General features: G+C 49.2%; 16 protein-coding genes. 13 read left to right on the forward strand and 3 right to left on the reverse strand.

What is annotated here, in order from left to right:
* Positions 1-39 precede the first annotated feature (39 nt).
* From YC6258_RS07950 to radA, 10 genes are all read left to right on the forward strand, one after another.
* Positions 40-642, forward strand: coding sequence for an LPP20 family lipoprotein (locus YC6258_RS07950; protein ID WP_211264653.1), 603 nt, complete (start codon positions 40-42; stop codon positions 640-642).
* Positions 643-656: 14 nt separating this feature from the next.
* A complete protein-coding gene (locus YC6258_RS07955) occupies positions 657-2051 on the forward strand; it encodes a hypothetical protein (RefSeq protein WP_044616530.1) in 1395 nt (464 codons plus the stop codon).
* 27 nt (positions 2052-2078) lie between these two features.
* Positions 2079-3725, forward strand: a complete 1647-nt coding sequence (locus YC6258_RS07960; protein ID WP_144407585.1) for a COG3014 family protein — start codon at positions 2079-2081, stop codon at positions 3723-3725.
* A 16-nt stretch (positions 3726-3741) separates the two neighbouring features.
* A complete protein-coding gene (locus YC6258_RS07965) occupies positions 3742-4329 on the forward strand; it encodes a penicillin-binding protein activator LpoB (RefSeq protein WP_044616532.1) in 588 nt (195 codons plus the stop codon).
* Between the two features lie 8 nt (positions 4330-4337).
* Positions 4338-5342 (forward strand): LPP20 family lipoprotein, encoded by a 1005-nt coding sequence (locus tag YC6258_RS07970; protein ID WP_044616533.1) that lies wholly within the window; start codon positions 4338-4340, stop codon positions 5340-5342.
* Between the two features lie 111 nt (positions 5343-5453).
* A complete protein-coding gene (locus YC6258_RS07975) occupies positions 5454-7001 on the forward strand; it encodes an ABC transporter permease subunit (protein WP_044616534.1) in 1548 nt (515 codons plus the stop codon).
* Entirely contained in the window at positions 6985-8160 is a 1176-nt protein-coding gene (locus YC6258_RS07980; protein WP_044616535.1) for an ABC transporter permease subunit, read from the forward strand. Before YC6258_RS07975 ends, YC6258_RS07980 begins: the two co-directional genes overlap by 17 nt.
* Before the next feature lie 208 nt (positions 8161-8368).
* Entirely contained in the window at positions 8369-8929 is a 561-nt protein-coding gene (locus YC6258_RS07985; RefSeq protein ID WP_044616536.1) for an Hsp20/alpha crystallin family protein, read from the forward strand.
* A gap of 123 nt (positions 8930-9052) precedes the next feature.
* Positions 9053-9712: a fumarylacetoacetate hydrolase family protein gene (locus YC6258_RS07990; RefSeq protein ID WP_044616537.1), complete on the forward strand. Its 660-nt coding sequence runs from the start codon at positions 9053-9055 to the stop codon at positions 9710-9712.
* 2 nt (positions 9713-9714) lie between these two features.
* On the forward strand, positions 9715-11088 hold the full coding sequence (gene radA, locus YC6258_RS07995; RefSeq protein WP_044616538.1) for a DNA repair protein RadA: 1374 nt from the start codon (positions 9715-9717) through the stop codon (positions 11086-11088).
* A gap of 117 nt (positions 11089-11205) precedes the next feature.
* On the opposite strand, the gene YC6258_RS08000 is transcribed toward radA, so the two are convergent.
* Positions 11206-12015: a cyclic nucleotide-binding domain-containing protein gene (locus tag YC6258_RS08000; protein WP_044616539.1), complete on the reverse strand. Its 810-nt coding sequence runs from the start codon at positions 12013-12015 to the stop codon at positions 11206-11208.
* Positions 12016-12138: 123 nt separating this feature from the next.
* On the opposite strand from YC6258_RS08000, the gene YC6258_RS08005 reads away from it, so the two are divergent.
* Positions 12139-14478, forward strand: a complete 2340-nt coding sequence (locus YC6258_RS08005; RefSeq protein WP_044616540.1) for a DNA polymerase II — start codon at positions 12139-12141, stop codon at positions 14476-14478.
* Between the two features lie 169 nt (positions 14479-14647).
* On the opposite strand, the gene YC6258_RS08010 is transcribed toward YC6258_RS08005, so the two are convergent.
* Positions 14648-15565: a LysR family transcriptional regulator gene (locus tag YC6258_RS08010; protein ID WP_044616541.1), complete on the reverse strand. Its 918-nt coding sequence runs from the start codon at positions 15563-15565 to the stop codon at positions 14648-14650.
* A gap of 104 nt (positions 15566-15669) precedes the next feature.
* Between YC6258_RS08010 and YC6258_RS08015 the strand changes: the two genes are divergently transcribed.
* Together YC6258_RS08015 and YC6258_RS08020 are read left to right on the forward strand one after the other, a co-directional pair.
* Positions 15670-16527 carry a Vmh family MBL fold metallo-hydrolase gene (locus YC6258_RS08015; protein WP_044616542.1) on the forward strand — a complete coding sequence of 286 codons (858 nt, stop codon included), beginning with the start codon at positions 15670-15672 and terminating at the stop codon, positions 16525-16527.
* A gap of 30 nt (positions 16528-16557) precedes the next feature.
* Entirely contained in the window at positions 16558-17193 is a 636-nt protein-coding gene (locus YC6258_RS08020; protein ID WP_044616543.1) for a DsbA family protein, read from the forward strand.
* A 275-nt stretch (positions 17194-17468) separates the two neighbouring features.
* On the opposite strand, the gene YC6258_RS08025 is transcribed toward YC6258_RS08020, so the two are convergent.
* Positions 17469-17957 (reverse strand): DUF4124 domain-containing protein, encoded by a 489-nt coding sequence (locus YC6258_RS08025; RefSeq protein ID WP_044616544.1) that lies wholly within the window; start codon positions 17955-17957, stop codon positions 17469-17471.
* Between the last annotated feature and the right edge of the window lie 105 nt (positions 17958-18062).

The following is an 18062-nucleotide window of genomic DNA, read 5'->3' on the forward strand; positions in this document are numbered from 1 at the left end:
CTCACTTTTATGATTTGCATGCTTAATGGAGAAATTGCTATGTCTAAGGCCATGAAGGTTATAACACCTGCTTTGCTGGTGCTTGTTTTGTTCAACGGATGTGCTTCAAAACAAGAACAAAAAACTGAACAGACCGCAGAATACTTTACTGATTGTACTTTCCCTGATTCCCCTAACGCTGCAGCTCCTGGATGGGTCTGTGACGAACCTGTATCCGAATATCCCGTTTCAGCAGTCGGTTCCGCCAGTCCATCGGCAGCCGGTTACGATTTCATGAAGGATCAGGCTGCCACTGCTGCCAGAGTTCGACTGGCACAACAAATGGAAGTACATGTCATGAATATGGTCAAGCAGTATGTTGAATCGACCGGTGTGTCAGACAGTGAGACTGTCGATCAGGTCAGAACATCTGTCTCCAAAGTCGTAACCGATCAAACACTGCTGGGAAGCCGTATCATCGGCAATCGTACCAGTCCGAATGGCTATCTTTATGTTCTGGTTGGAATCGACGAAAAAAATACTGCCTATAACACTCAAAAGGCTCTGTTGACCAGTATGGGCAATGACGAAGCTCTTTGGCAGGAATTCAAAGCTCAAAAGGGTTTTGATGAATTGGCTGCAGAAATTGCCAATACCAAGTGAGGCGGGGTGTTCCTGTGATCAGACTGTTAGCATGCTTGTTGAGTCTGGTCACTATTCAGGCATTCGGTAATCAGGAATATCGAGCCTGGTTGGCGCAACAACAGCAGGATTTCAATCAATACGTCGATCAACAACAACTTGAATTCGCCAAATGGTTGTCGCAGGACTGGATTGACAAAGATGCTGATACTATTGTGCCTGATGCCTTTCCCAAACCCGATCACTTACCCGCCCTGCCAGCTGACACCGATAAGGCCCAGCAGCACTTCCTGACCCCCGACTCTCGGCCTGCAAAGCCGTCCCAACCAGAAGCCCCGAAACCTTCTCCTGATATCGTAAAAATGCAGTTTTATGGACTGGATACCGGGTTTGATATTCCAGCATCGGTAAGAAAACCGGTGTCGCGTCGTGCAGACCTGTCAGGATGGTGGGAATCTATGGCCGTGGCTGTAACACCGGAATTGTTGAGGGCATTGTCGGCGTTCAAACAGACTAATTATCTGAATGACTGGGACATGCTGTTTTTTCTGCATCAACTGTCACAACAGATAATGGTTCAACCCAACGCGCGGTCTGCCTGGACATGGTTTATGGGGGTTCAGATGGGATTGGATCTGCGCCTGATGGAAGGCCAGGGGATCTGGTATATCGGTTATAACAGTTTGCAAACCCCAGTGGACACTCCTTTTATCAGGGTAGGGCAGAAACGATACTTTATCTTTGGGGCACAGGGTAATACTGTGCTGCATCTTCAGACGTATCCGGAGTTTGCAGACTTTACAGATTTGCAGCCACTGAATATGCAAATGCATCCCAAGCTTTATCTTGGGGACCAGTGGCGTGATCGGGAAATCGAGTTTACGGTCCAGCAGAGCCAGTGGCATATGGTATTACCCTATAATGTCTATCGGGTGGAACACGCCAAGGTTTATCCTCAGTTGCAGCTTCAGGATTATCTCAATACTCCCTGGCCTGATTCATTACAACAGGCAGTCAGTCAGCAGCTACGACCATTGGTTGCACAAATGTCTGGTATGCAGCGCTGGAAATTTTTGCTGGTAATGGTGCAGCAGGGTTTTCCATATCAGACAGATCAGCAACAGTTTGGCAGAGAGAATTATCTGTTGGCTGAGGAAATGCTGTTCTATCCATACTCTGACTGTGAGGATCGCAGCTATTTCCTCAAGGGTGTCTTAAAAGCAATTGCCCCGGAAACCATCATCGGGGTACGCTTTCCAAATCATCTGGCGCTGGCGGTGCTGGACAGGGACGAACAGATCAAAGGCTATACTCTCAGTTTAAATGGTAATGCTTATGTCTTGCTGGATCCGTCTTATCTGAATGCCGGCCCTGGGCAGTTAATGCCAGCCCTGGAATCCCAGAAACCGGAAGCAATTATCTTAAATTAGACTGAGTGAACTGAATCACCTATGTGCATGAAGTACCTGTTAGGATTGGTTGTTATAGCGGTTGTACACGGCTGTGCAACCTATGGTGGAGCCACAGAAGAGGCTGTCGCAGCTGTCAGGGCTGAAAATTATGCACAGGCAGAAACTGAATTTGCCAAAGTGCTGCCTGCCCAGGGTAAGAACGCGCTGCTGCATTATCTTGAGTTGGGAATGATCAAGCATCTGGATGGTCAGTATGAAGCCAGTAACGATCTGTTGGAACAGGCCTACCAGTTAGCTGATTATCTGTATGCGGATGGCACCTGGCAAAATGTCGCTGTAGCATTGTCCAATCCAACCGTCAGTACCTATCATGGCGCAGAATACGAACGCGCCGCCATTAATATCATCAAAGCCCTGAATTATCTGTCGCTGGCTGAAACCACCTCAGCCGGATCGGAGCGTTTGCAGCACTTGGATGATGCCGCTATTGAGATTCGTCGCCTTAATATTCTGCTGCGACGACTGGAAACGGAATTGGGAGACTATCAGCAGGCCAGTGATGAGAGTGAAACTCCAGCTGCCAGGATTGCCCAGGTGCTGCGTACTCTGACCGGTAACTGGAATGATCCGGCGGCTTTGCGCTATCGCAGTGATGCCTGGGGTTATTATCTATCCGGTCTGGCATATGAAATGGCAGGGCAATGGGATGATGCGCGAATCGCTTTTGATGATGCCCTGCGAACTTACCAGGACGGTGCCGTCAAACAGTATGACCTTGATCCGGCCATGATCGATCTATCCCGGCAGGCAAGTGCATCGGCGGAGTCCCGTGCAGAGCACAAAACTGTATCCGATCGGGGCGATGTCGTGGTGGTCCAACTGGTTGATCTGATGCCGCGCAAAGGCGAAATGAATCTTTATGTGCACCTGCAGGAGTATGGCCAGCTGATGGAAATTCAGCCGGTACTGCTGGGGTCGGCAGAAAACCAGCGGGATCAGGCTGCATGGTTTTTGATGCAGTACGGTGACTTGGGGTTTACCGATATACTCGGACGTTATTTGTCCGGCGGTATTATCCAGGTAGTTGATGATTTTGCCTTTGCCAAAAAAGTGCCTTTGTTCCCGATCTGGGATCTGGTACAGCAAACAGAGCTGGATAAGGCTTTGGCTGGCGGAATTCGAGTCGCCGTGCCCTATTATCCATCATTGGAAATGACTCATAACAGTCGCACCCGGATTACCCTGGCAGGGAACCCTGATTTTGATAAACCCATGTTGCTGGCATCTTCGCCGGCCAGAGTGGCACTGCAGCAGCTGCTGCTGGATGCCAACCGGGAATTACGCGCGGCTATTGGTCGGGAACTGTTGAAGGCGATACTCAGTTATCAGGTCAGTAATCAGTTTTCGGAAGAAAATGACACGCTGGGATTTCTCACAGCAGCGGCCGGAAAGGTTGCGTCAACCGTCAGTGCCCGTGCAGATACACGGGCTTGGCTGACACTGCCTAAGGAAATTCGGATGCAACGTCTGTCGTTGCCACCGGGTCATCACGAGCTAACGTTAATTACCCATTGGGATGATGGTGGTGTTGAGCAGACTCAGAGCCTCAGTGTTGATGTTGAGGCGGGTACCACGCAAGTAGTTTCAATTGCGACCATTAATCCTCACCCAGAACAAGAAATTGCCTATTAAATCTCAGGAGAACGTCATGAAAGCTTTGTCTTATCTGTCTTTGTCACTTGTGCTAATGCTGTCAGCATGTGCCAGTCAACCCAAGCTTGAACGAGTGGATGCCAGCAAAGAAATTGAATTGACCGATAAATGGAATGCCCGCGATTCGAGAGAAGTGGCCGAAGCCATGATGGATGATATGCTGAGCTTTCCATGGTATCTGGATTTTCGCATGAGTCGTGACGATGCCATGCCCAGAGTAATCGTTCAGACCATCCGCAATAAATCCCATGAGCACATTCCGGTGGATACCTTCATCAACGACATCAAACGCAGCCTGTTGCGTTCCGGTAAGATTGATTTTGTGGCCGGTGGTGCGGAGCGGGATGACATCCGTGATGAAAAACTGGATCAGGAGCTCAATTCATCGGCAGATACTTTAAAGGCATTAGGTCAGGAATATGGGGCGGATTATGCGCTGACCGGTGAAATCAATTCCTATGTTGACAGTCTGAATTCCAAACGGGTGACCTATTATCAGGTGGACCTGAAGCTGATTGATATTTTGACCAATCGTGAAGTCTGGATCGGTCAGAAAAAAATACAGAAACTGATGACCCGGTAGGTTGAGCGATGCGACGTGTAGGATATTTGCTGTTGCTGGTACTTCTGGGCGGGTGTCAGACCACCCCGGAAGTGCCATCAACCCAGACGGATGTAGAAGCCGCTGAACAATGGCCGGACTGGATCACTCAGTTACCGGTCAGAGCCGATTGGGTATATGGTACCGGAAGTGCCGAATGGACAGATGATCCAGTTCAGGCAGCGCAAATGGCTCGTGACAGAGCCCGGCTGGACCTGCAGAAAAGTCTGAGATCGTCCGTCTCCGGATCAACCACCATTTTCCTCAGCGATAGTAATGGCGCGGTGAATAAAGACATACAGCAGAAATTGCGCAGCGAAGTCACAGCAGTTGAGCTGCAAAATATTCAGGTGCTGAAAACATTTACCTCGGATCAGCAGCATCAGGTGTTCGTGCTGGTTGGCCTGGATAAATCCGAGGAGGCACAGGTCACGGCTTCCCGTATCGAAGAGTTGGACAGGGCATTGTCCACGTGGCTGGCGGATTACTCCAAGAATACTGTCAAACAGCTGCAATATAACTCCGCCTACCTGCGCATTGTCGAGCAGCGCCGACAGTTACTTGAGACTTATCGTCTGGTATCTGGCCGGGAATGGCAGTCGGAGCAGAATGACCAGTCCTGGAAAATAATGGCCAGTACCCGTGAGTTGTTTTCCCGCATCAAAATTGAGATTCGTGAGTATCAGGATAATGTGGCACTCGGTCGTCAGGTTGCCCAGGCTCTGAGTGAATATGGTTATGGATCGCTGATCGCCAGCAGTCATGGCAACCTGATGCTAAGCATTAACAGTGAGCAGAGCCTGGTGCAGAAACAGGATATTTATTATCTGTTTCTGGAAGCTAATTTCGAAGTGTCAGCCAGTGATAATATTGTCCGGGCAGGCGCTGTTTCTGCTAAAGGGGTTGGTGGTACGGAGGCCATAGCATCCAATAAAGCAATGAATGCAATGGCACAAAAGTTAAGTGCCGAGATTCTGAAATACCTGTTACCCTGATAAGGGCAGAATATAAAAGTAATCTCTGAATAATGTCAGCAACGCAGGCTATTATTCAGAGGTTCTCCAAGCTTTAAGGGATTACCGCCAGTCTTATATACAGATTCCATTATGTCGAACACGTTCAGGGCGTTGTTGAAATCTTTTGTGCTGGCCGTTGTCATGTTGATGATGGTCACGGCCATGGCAATTTACTGTGTTACCCAGCAGACCTTGTTTCCTTTGGTTCTGGCGGCAGTGCTGTTGTCAGTGGTTGCTGTCTGGCGTATACACGAGACTGGCAGCATCTTGCTGGCGCCGTTGATTCTGGTGATTGTACTGGTGACGGTATTACCGGTTGCCTATTCTCTGGGTGTCAGTTTTACCAATTATTCCTCTTCACATGTACTCAGCCAGCAGGCGCTGAAAGTCGAGCTGTTAAACCGATTGGTTATTCGTGACGATCAGGAAGGTTTCGGTTATGACCTGGTAACAATGCCGGATGATGGGTTGAAGCTGCGTGTGCAGAATGTTTCTGCGGATGAGTCCTACCTCTCTGAGTCATTTTCGCCGTCATCAGAGAACGATGTTTTGTCACTGCTGGAGCATGGCCCGGAACCTGGATTCCTGCCTCTGGCAGATGAATCTCTGGATCATCCCTGGCTTAAAAGTATCCGCCTGCGCACGCCGGAACAGGATGTTCTGATCTACCACGATGGACGGTTTTATCCTGGGCAGCCCGCATACCAGTTACAGCCCGATGGGGCATTGCTGGAGACCACTTCCGGAATACGCTACCAGATCGATAGACAGCGTGGTTTTTACGTAAGTGACACGGACAGAGTACTGACACCAGGTTTTATTACCATTGTGGGCTGGAGTAACTATGTCCGGCTGTTCACCGACCCCGATCTGGCGTTGCCATTGTTACAAGTATTGTGTTGGTCTCTGATTCTGGCATCAACCACCGTCGCAGCAACTTTTGTGATCGGACTGGTGCTGGGGGCATTGATAAACTATCCCGGTTTGTCATTTCGAAATCTGTACCGGACGTTACTGGTATTGCCGGTGGCCGTTCCGGTTGTCATCAGCAGTCAGATGTTTAAAGGTCTGTTGGGGAGCGGTTATGGTGATATCAATCGATTGCTGGGATATTTATATAAACAGGAACTGCCCTGGTTCGATGACCCCTGGTTAAGCCGTGCGTTGGTCATTGTCGTCAACATATGGATTTGCTATCCGATCTGTTTTATTGCCAGTGAGAAATTACTGCAACGCCTGCCGGTTGCGATCATTGAACATGCCACGCTGGATGGTGTCCATTGGTATCGCAAATGGTGGAACCTGCGGTTACCGATTTTGCTGCGGGAGTTATTGCCTTTACTGTCTATCATCTTTGCCTTTTCCTTTAATAATCTGACGCTGGTGCAGCTGCTGACAGACGGAGCTCCCGTCATTTTTGGCTCCAATCCGGCAGTTGGTTCCACTGATACGCTGGTGCACTGGAATTATCATATGGTATTTGATGATGACCGGTTTAACTTCGGTCTTGCCAGTGCACTCGCGAGTTGTCTGTTTTTACTGATGGGAGCCTGGATTTTAATTCATACTCGTTTGCGACGTTCCGAGCGGGATATTGAGCGTGGTATGCAGGAGAGCATCAATGTTAAGGCGGGTTAATGCGCTGTGGGTTCATTTGCTGCTGTGTGGATTTATATTGCTGGTCTTGTCACCTATGCTGATGCTGATTTCAGTGTCATTCCGACAAGGTAACTTTGCAGTCGATGAGTGGATTCCCAAACAACCGACTCTGGAACACTGGTATGTGGCTCTCGGCCAGAAATATGTTGGTGTTATTGAGCGGGAGCTACGCTTCAAAAAAAGCACGATAGTATTTGATAACGGCTTTGGTGAGGTCAGACTGAGTCGGCGGGGGAGTTGGCTGTTTACCCCGGCAAGTGAGCCAGAAGTTTCATATCTGCCTCAGCGACTGAAGATAGGCTTGCTGTTAAAAAAGGGGGAGACACAATCGGCCAGGTACACTCAGCTTCTGGAGCTGGTTGCGGAAATGCCGGATAGAATGCAGAACGGCGTGATATATATTGTTCCGGATATGGTGGCTGAGGGTGAACTGTTGATTGGTGATTTGAGTAAAGGAGATATCCATGCCGTATTCGATGAGTTATATGTTCGGGAACCCGAATATAAAATAGTTAATTGGCTTATAAATTCGCTGATGGTCAGTGTGGCCACGGCAGTTATTTCCATCCTGATTGCAACACCTGCGGCACTGGAACTCAGCCAGATTCACAGTCATCGGCATCGTTCACTATCGACCATGTTGCGTGGCGTGCTGTTTTTCCCGAGTGTGCTTTACCTGCCAGTGTTGTTTATCATTGCCCGCACGTTTGGGGGGCTTAACAACCTCTGGACTCTGGTGATTTTCAATCTGACCATGGTGATCTTCAGTGTCTGGTTGTTGAAGTATGCCTTCAGGAGTGTCACTCTTAAAATGCGCCAAATGGCCATTGTTGATGGTGCCGGACTATGGGGGCAGTTCCGTTATCTGTATCTGCCTATCTGTGCACGTGCCTTTGTAATGGTTGCTTTGTGTTCGTTTATAGCGTCCATAAATGAGTATCCATTGGCGTCAGTACTGTTAACCGCGCCAGACGTGTTTACCATGAGTATCGGAGCGACACAGTTTATCAACGACGAACATATTCAGTGGGGGGATTTTGCAGCCTTTGCGTTGTTGTGTTCGTTGCCCGTTGTTATCCTGATGTTGCTTCTGGTTCGTTACCTTCCAGATATTCTTATTCCTAAATACCACGAATGAATCCAACAGTTTTCTGCATAACTAATGCCTAAGATGATGGTTCTGTCATGGATGTCAGTGTTATTTGATTTCCGTCAATGATGCAGAAATGATGCCTTGAAATTTAGCGCTGTCATCCCATATTGGCGGTTAGCAAACCTGTGTTGAAGGTTTGGTTAAGTGGGTTATCAAGAGGAGTTGTTTTTTAAAATTTAATTGGAGGTGCATTATGGATCTTCAGAGAATCAATCCCTGGAACTGGTTTAAACATGAAGAGCAGAGCCAGCTTCCGATCAATAAAACCGATCCGTCCATTCTGTCTGGCAGTCGTTCAGAGTACCCGTTGTTATCGATGCATCAGGAAATGGATCGTTGGTTTGACAATGCCCTGCGGCAATTCGGTTTTCCATCCCTTTCCAGTCGTTTGGGTGATGAAGTGGGACGCTTGGTTAAAGCCGATTTTCGTCCAAAACTGGATATCTCCAGCGATGAAAAAAGTTATCAGATTTCCCTCGAAGCACCGGGGATGAAACAGGATGACATGAATATTCAGTTGAAAGACGGAGTACTGACCATTACCGGTCAGAAACAGGAAGAGAAAGAAGAAAAAGATCGTCACTATTATCGGGTCGAACGCAGCTATGGGTCATTCTGTCGAACCCTGGCTGTACCTCATGATGTGATTGAGGAAGAAATTCAGGCCAGCATGAAAGACGGCGTACTGAAGCTGACCCTGCCTCGCCGGGAAGGGGTGGAAGAACACGACGTGAAAAAAATCGAAATTCACTGATCTGGAGTTAACCCAGGCAGCCCTTTTTGGGGCTGCCTTTTCTGCCCGTTTGCGGTTCTGCATTTTCCATCAGCGCTCATCTCGGCTAATCTTGTCGCCCTGTTTAACAATGAGTGAGCATTCATGTTTGAGCATCGCTATACCGATAACAGTCTTTCCGGACTGATGCAGGGAAAAATTCTATGTGTAGGACGTAACTACGCGGAGCACGCCAAAGAGCTCAATAATCCGGTACCACAACGACCGCTGCTATTTATCAAACCGTCGACTGCTGCCACGTCGCTGTTGCAGCCATTCCCGATTCCTCAAAATAAAGGTGCCGTGCATCATGAACTGGAGCTGGCATTACTGATTACCCGACCGCTGACGCGGGCTTCTGAGGAAGAGGCTGTTGCTGCTGTCGGTGGTATTGGTCTGGCCCTCGATCTGACCTTGCGGGATGTTCAGGATGAACTCAAACAAAAAGGTCAGCCCTGGGAAGTTGCCAAGGCATTTGATGGTTCCTGCCCGTTGTCCGGTTTTGTGAAGGTGGATCATTTTGACGCCAGTCGGGAAGAGGTCTTTACCCTGCATCGGAATGGCAAGTTGCAGCAACATGGCCGCAGCTCAGATATGATCTTCAAAATCCCCATGCTGCTGTCTTATATGAGTCACACATTTACCCTGTTGCCCGGGGATGTGGTTCTGACCGGAACACCGGCCGGCGTCGGGCCGTTACAGTCAGGTGATGAGCTGCGTTGCAGTCTGGAAGACCGGTTTACACTCGAAACCAGGGTGCTGTAATCGTGGCAAAAGCAAAGTTGGCATTTGTCTGTACCGACTGCGGTGCCAGTTTCTCCAAGTGGCAGGGGCAATGTGCAGAGTGTAAAGCATGGAACACTCTGACGGAGTTTAAAGAGGCGTCTGGCAGTAAGAGCCGATCCGTCAGTTTCAATGGGTACTCTGGTCAGCTGTCCAAATCAGTGCAGCTGTTATCTGAAGTGGATCTGGCGGATCAGCCCCGTTTCACTTCGGGCATGGAAGAGTTTGACCGCGTGCTGGGTGGGGGAATCGTCAAAGGTTCCGTGATTCTGGTGGGGGGGCATCCGGGGGCCGGCAAGAGTACGCTGCTATTGCAGACCATGTGTGTGCTGGCAGAACAACGTTCTGCACTGTATGTCACCGGCGAGGAGTCGCTGCAACAAGTGGCTTTGCGTGCCAACCGCTTAAGGCTGCCGGTGCAGAAACTGAAGATGTTATCAGAGACCAATGTTGAAGCCATCTGTCAGGTGGCGCAGGAACTGAAGCCGGATATCATGGTGGTGGATTCTATCCAGGTCATGCATGTTCCGGATGTCGAGTCGGCACCGGGATCGGTCTCTCAGGTGCGTGAGGCGGCTGCCTGGCTGACGCGGTTTGCCAAGCAGACTGGCAGTGCCGTGTTTATTGTCGGTCACGTGACCAAAGATGGCTCGTTGGCAGGTCCAAAAGTGCTGGAACACATGATCGATTGCTCCATTATGCTGGAAAGTTCGGGAGATACCCGCTTCCGGACCCTGCGAGGCATCAAAAACCGTTTTGGTGCAGTCAATGAGCTGGGCGTGTTTGCCATGCTGGATTCCGGTATGAGAGAAGTCAAAAACCCAAGTTCCATTTTTCTCAACCGGGCCAGTGAGCCTGCTCCGGGGAGTCTCGTGACGATCATTTGGGAAGGTACTCGGCCGCTGCTGGTGGAAATCCAGGCGTTGGTGGATGAGAGCCCGTTTGGTAATCCCCGTCGGGTGGCTGTTGGTCAGGATAGTAATCGGCTGGCCATGCTGCTGGCGGTACTGAATCGGCATGGTGGTGTGTTTACTGGTGATCAGGATGTGTTTCTGAACGTCGTCGGTGGTGTTCGTATCGGTGAGACCGGTGCGGATCTGGCGGTATTGCTGGCCATATTGTCGAGTCTGCGTGACCGCGCCCTGCCGCAGGATCTGGTGGTGTTTGGTGAATTGGGTTTGTCTGGTGAACTGCGTCCTGTTCCCAGTGGTCAGGAGCGGGTACAGGAAGCCATTAAGCATGGCTTTAAACGCATCATTCTGCCTGCGGCCAATAAACCCAAGAAAGTCAGTGAAGATGTTCAGTTATGGCCATTGGAATCATTGCAGCAGGTGCTTGAAGTGATTGCCGATTTATAGAATATCGGCACACATTTGATGAAGGCGCTATTACCGATTTAATGGTTGATCAATGCCTTCACTGAAGCGCTGCAATGCAGGCAGGATACTGAGTACTTTAAACCGAGTTATCGTTTGTTAAATGATATTGTTGCTTGGGTCAGCCTCCACATGATCAGCCAGCTGAGTGTTCAGAGAAATGATGCACCGGGCCATGTTTTCAATCAGCGTCATGGTGGTTTCCGGATGATTTTGAATCAACGACACAAATTCATTCTTGGGAACTGCCAGAACGGTGCAATCCTCAGCTGCGATCACAGACGCTGAGCGCTTGCTACTGGTAAAAACTGCCATTGCGCCGAAAATCTCATCACGCAATACTTCACCGACTTTAATACCTTCCACAAACACATCAGCACGCCCCTGCATAATGGTGTATACATCGTTAGCATCATCACCTTCTCTGATAATGACTTCACCTTTGGAGAAATGCAGAAAACCGGTACTCAAGTGAGTCTGTGATTTTAAATCACGGGAATAGCTCTCGGTCAGTACGGCATTGATGGAAACCAGATAAGATGTCCAGATGGACTGGCGTTCTCTGGTTTCGGTGACAAACCGTAACAATCTGGTGGCGTCGTATTTTTTCAGTTCCACCTGATCTTCACTGGTCAGTGTCAGACTTGGCAGATCATAGCAGTTGGTCAGACCTATCAGGTCACCTTCTTCATAGACAATGACGGTATTGCCTTCATAACTACCCTGGATCGTACCGGCAGCGACCAGGTAGAGCGAATCAGAACCATATTGCTGGTACAGATCCTCAACCTCCGCCAAGCTGATAATTTCATCGGGTTCGGGAATATCGGCAAACAGATGCCTGCTGATCTTGCGAATCCGATTAAAGAGCTGCTCGGTATATTCGGGGCGCTCACCTAAAAAATACATGTGAATCTGTCCTCTATGGTATTGATGTCGCAATATATCATGTTAGTTCGAATCACAGACAATGTTGAATATTGTAGTTAAATAGCGAGACTATCGTCCCATTTTTTACGGTAAAAATAACACATGCCAGATCAGGTGAATGGATTTGTATTAACCAGGGAACTGATTTATCAGGGGGATAGTCAGACATTGCGTTTCTGGTTAAAACCCCGTGACGGAACCTGCCAGCCGCTGGATATCACGGCCGAAGCCAGTGTCGGATTCATCAGAAGTGAGGATATTGACCGGGTCAAAGGGGTATTGCGGCAACAGAGTTTCGAGGCCGATATCCGGACTTTGAAACTCAAGGATTTTAACCAGCAGCCCATGGCCGGGCTCTATTGCCGGCAATGGGCGCAGCTTAGAAAAATTACTCGGGCGCTGGCCAAAAAAGGCATACGGGTCTGGGAAGATGACATTCATCCCGGTGACCGTTATTTGATGGAGCGATTTATCACTGCCGGTGTTGATGTTCGCTGGCAGGAACGCAAAGTCGTGCTCCGGCCAATGGAAGTTCGCCCTGAGTTCGATGTTTTATCGCTGGACATTGAAACCAGCTTCTGGGAGCCGGGAACTCTGCCTGAACTGTACTCAATTGCGCTGGCCAGTCGGAAGCGGCAGTGGGTGGGCTGGGTGCGTCAGCAAGCGCAGCAGCAATGCAGTCACGGTGATGCGCAGGCATATGACACTGTAGAGCAGTTATTCAGAGCGTTTCTGGATCAGATTGAACAAATAAATCCAGACATCATTGTTGGTTGGAATGTGGTTAATTTTGACCTGCGGATTTTACAGCAATGGGCAGATAAGCTCGGTCTTGATTTTGTGATTGGTCGTGACCAGCAGATGATTCGTTGGTTTCAGCCGTTTGATCATCGCGATCAATGGCGCTGTGATATTTCCGGACGAGTGGTGCTGGATGGTATCGACTCACTACGTACAGCTTTTTATCAGTTTGACAGTTATGCACTCGATGCCGTTGCCAATGAGGTGTTGGGGCGAGGCAAGTTGCTTGCGGGAGATCATCGGGCCGAGGCAATTGAACAACTCTATCGTGAGGATACTGACCAACTGGTCGCTTATAACCTGGAAGACTGTGTGCTGGTGCTGGATATCTTCGATCAGTTAAAACTGCTCGATTTTCTGGTGGAACGCAGTTATCTCACGGGTTTGTCGCTGGATCGTATTGGTGGCAGTGCGGCCGCATTCAGCCATTTGTACCTGCCACGACTGCATCGTAACGGTTACGTGGCTCCAAGTGTCGGTTCCCAGGTATTGAACTTTCATAGTCCGGGGGGCTATGTGATGGACTCAGTACCGGGAATTTACCAGAACGTCCTGGTGCTGGATTTCAAGAGTCTGTATCCCAGCATTATTCAGACATTCTGTGTTGATCCTTATGGTATGGCCGAAGCGTTGGCGGGTCTGAGTAATGATCCTCTGGAGGGTTTCGACGGTGCTCTGTTTGATCGTCAGCGACATATCCTGCCGGGTTTGATCAGAGATCTTTCGGCTCGACGGGATCAGGCAAAACTGCAAAAAAACCAACCCTTGTCCCAGGCGATCAAAATTATCATGAATTCTTTTTACGGCATACTGGGGTCTCATTTATGCCGATTTTATGATCCGCGTCTGTCCAGCTCCATTACCAAAAGGGGCCATCAGATTCTGCAGCAGAGCAAGCAGTGGATAGAACAGATGGGCTATCAGGTGATTTACGGTGATACCGATTCAGTGTTCGTCTGGATTGAAAAAGAAGTCGACCACGATCAGGCGATGTCCATCGGCAAACAGCTGGCTCACGATCTGAATCTGCGCTGGCAACAGGAGTTATTGAAACGCTACCAACTGGACAGTTATCTGGAGATACAGTTTGAAACCCACTATCTGCGCTTTCTGATGCCGACCATCCGGGGAGAAAATACCGGCAGTAAAAAGCGTTACGCAGGCATGATCGTGGATGACCAGCAGCAACCCAAACTGGTTTTCAAGGGATTGGAATCGGTTCGTTCTGACTGGACCGCGCTGGCCAAAATTTTTCAGCAGAATCTTTATCGTAAGGTGTTTCTCAAACAGGACTATCGGCAGTATGTCAGTGAGTTTGTACAGAGTCTGTTTGCAGGCCAAAGTGATGACCTGCTGGTCTATCGCCGGCGTCTGCGCAAGCCGGTTGAACAATATCAAAAAAATGTTCCGCCTCACGTCCAGGCCGCGCGGTTATGGCAGCAGCATTATCCCAACCGGCGGATCAACCGGATTGAATATGTCATGACTGTGAATGGTGTAGAGCCAGTGGAGTTTCAGCAATCGGCACTGGATTATGATTTCTATCTGGAGAAACAAGTTCGCCCTATTGCGGAAGCGATTTTTATGTTTACCGGAGATTCGTTTGCAGATCTGACAGAGAAACAAATGCCACTGTTGTAACACTACCGGGAGGCTGTTCGATCAATCGCATTTGTTGTGACCGGCAGGAGTATTTGTAGTAAGCGTTATAAAGTAGCGGCCGTTTTTGGAAAGTGTTGGATCATTCACGTTGTGGTTGGCCAAGTGTTTTATCAGAAGCTCTGTGTTTATTTTCTGGAATCCACTAATGTCAGAAGGTTTGCCCATCAGGTGATCGCCACAACGGGTCTGCAGACATTTTTTCTACCAGATAGTCGATGAAACTCCTTAGTAAAGGGGACATCTGCTTGCGGTTTGAATACACCCCATAAATTCCCAACAGTGCGGGTTCATAGTCTTGGAGTAACTGAACAAGCTCACCCCTTTGAAGGTAGGGTCTGGCAGAGTAAAGCGGTTGCATAGTGATACCAGTACCAAGCAGTGCAGCTTCCAGTAGCAGATTGGATATATTGCCACTCAATTTACCGCTGACAGGCACTGATTCAGGTCCATCCGGGCCATTAAAACTCCAGAGGCTCTTACCGAAATATGAATACGTCAGGCAGTTGTGTAATGCCAGCCCCTGCACCTGGTGTGGCTCGCCGCTGATTTTTAAATACTCGGGACTTGCGCATACGACCGAGCGACAGTAGCCAAGTCTGCGCGCTATCAGATTCGGATCCAGATCATTGGTAATACGAATGGCGAGGTCGATTCGCTCTTCGACCAGATTGATAGCCCGATCAATAACCAACACATCAATAGCCGCTCCAGGCCATTGTTTGAGGTAGTCGTTAATTGCAGGCACCAGAAATGCTTCGGCCAGAGAATAACTACAGGTTACCCGTAGCAGTCCTTTCGGTACGCCTTCCGCCCGGGCGCTGATAAGTTCCATTTCCTCACCCAGCGCCAGCATACTGCGAGCATGTCGCAGGAACTCTTCTCCAGGTCCCGTCAGGCTCATCCGTCGAGTGGTTCGATGCAACAGTCTTACTCCCATCCAGTCTTCCAGCTCCGCCAGATAGCGGGATGTCATCGCCCTTGATATGCCCAATTGGTTGGCTCCTGCGGTGAGGCTGCCTTGCTCAACCACTGTTACAAACACGTTTAATGCGGTTAATCGGTCCATAGGATTTGCTCGAAATATGCAACAGTCATGTCAGTATTATGCTGTATTTAACCAAAAATCGCTGCATTAGAATGAAATCACAATTAAATAACGAGGATTTCACGATGAAAACAACAGCACAGGCCTTTACTGCAGCAGCGCTTTTAATGGGGGCAGCCGTTTCTGCGAAAGCACTCGATATTCAGGTTTATAACCCGGGTGAAAAGGCGATATTCCCAGTGTCTTCAGAGCTGGTAACCGGGGAACATGACGCAATTCTGGTCGATGCCCAATTTGATGTGATGAATGGCCAGGCCCTGGTAGATATGATCAAAAGCAGCGGAAAAACGTTGCAGGCGATTTATATCAGTGGCGGTGATCCCGATTATTACTTTGGGCTGGAACCAATCGTCGCTGCGTTTCCTGACGTAAAAGTGCTGGCCAGTCAGGCCGTGGTGGATCACATCATTGAAACCAAGGATGCCAAGTTGTCCTACTGGGGACCCATTCTTGGCAGTGGTGCTCCACAAACGCTGACCGTTCCAGAGGTGATGACGGCTACCAGTCTCACTCTGGAAGGGGAAATCATTGAAGTGAAAGCCATGAATACACCCAATGCTTTTCTCTGGGCACCCTCGGTAAAAACCGTGTTCGGCGGGGTTGCTGTGTCCAATGCCCTGCATGTCTGGATGGCAGATAGCCAGACCCCTGAAGTCAGAGCTGAATGGGTGGCTGCGCTGAATGAAATGATCGGTCTGGAGCCTCAGCGGGTTATTCCCGGTCATTTCCTGGGATCGGCACCTCAAGGTACTGAAGGTGTGATCTTTACCCGGGATTACCTACAGCGCTTTGAAGCTGAATTGGCAAAGTCCAAAGACTCAGCAGAATTGATCGCGGCGATGAAGCAAGCCTATCCGGCATTACCGGAAGACGATGGACTGGCGATAGGGGCCAAAGTCGCAACTGGCGAGATGAAGTGGTAACTGCATCATTAACCCTGGAGAAAAAAGATTATGAACCAGGCAAAATTACACTACGTATACGACCCGCTATGTGGCTGGTGCTATGGAGCACTCCCATTGCTTGAGCAGTTGGCAGCGTTGTCGGATGTACAGATTGAGTTGCATGCCGGTGGCTTGTGGCTTGGTAATCGTCGGCAACAGATGGGCAAAGCACTCAGGGATTATGTTCGTCCCCACGATGAGCGGATTGAATCACTGACCGGACAACGATTCGGTGACCGCTACTTCAATGAGCTATTGCTTGACAGTCGTCACAGAATCGATTCAGAACCACCGATTCGTGCCATTCTGGCCGTCATCACTCTCGGTGGAGATGGTATGACCATGCTTCACCGTATTCAGCAATCCTATTACCGTGATGGTCTTTGGATTGGTGATAGAGAGCAACTGGTGAGTCTGGCGGCTGAACAGAATATAGAGCGGAACGCATTTATCAGCGCATATGATGAGGTCGATCTGGCTAAACACCTGAATGAGAGTCAGAACTGGCTGATGCGGCTCGATGGAAGCGGTTATCCTACTCTGGGTTTAGAACGGGATGGCCAGCTGCTACCAGTCCAGGTTTCCCGCTTTTACGGTGATCCTGAGGGTATCAGACAACACGTCACCCAAATGCTGTTTTCCTGATATCACGGACACACAGTCAGAGCTGGATCCGCATGATGGCTCTCCAGAAACACCTTGGACATAGCCTGCTAACCAGGGTTATGTTCAGGGTAGTGGAGCTTCAATAGTGCCTCCATCATCAGCATTTTTTCGGATGCTGGGGGCATTCATGACAATGACATTTGTCCTCGAATACCAAGACACTGCATACAGCACCCTGCGATTGTGATGCCCATGTTAACTTTCTGCCAAGGGCGCGATGTACCTGCATAGCACTGAACCTGGCAGGGGAATATTTATTTCCGAGTGGCGCGCAGTGTGCCGCTGTTATTACTCACCCGGAAACGGTCATCTTCAAATTCGATAAACTTGTAAACGTATTGAATCGGATCGGTGCTGACCGTTGTCAGACCGTTGATGCGCTGTTGAATGGAGGTGCTTTCGATGGTCATAACCGATCCTTCCAACACCCATTTTCCGGTGATGATCATACGGTCATCGTTATCCCGAGAATCAATCTGGACCTGGCCGTCTTTGAGAATTTCCCAGTTTTGCATCTCGCCACTGGATGCTGCCAGAGTCCATTGACCAGGCAGTTTATCAACGTCAATGCTGACCGGCGTAGCCTGATAGCCATCCACTTTAACTTCTTTGGCTTTGCTGCTCAGTGGTGGGCGATCACCGTACTGAGTGACACCATTGGCATCAACCCAGGTATAAATTTTGTTCTCCGCATAACCCATGCCAGACACAAGCAACATCAAAATAACAAGAGATGAACGCATGATGACTCCAATTAGTAACATCCGTGGAATAATATGTTCAGATAAAGATAACACATGCTATCAAAAACACAGAATTCAGTAGTTGGTCACCTGCAAGATTGTGAC

Origin of the sequence: Gynuella sunshinyii YC6258 (assembly GCF_000940805.1) — a bacterium.
GTDB lineage: Bacteria > Pseudomonadota > Gammaproteobacteria > Pseudomonadales > Natronospirillaceae > Gynuella > Gynuella sunshinyii.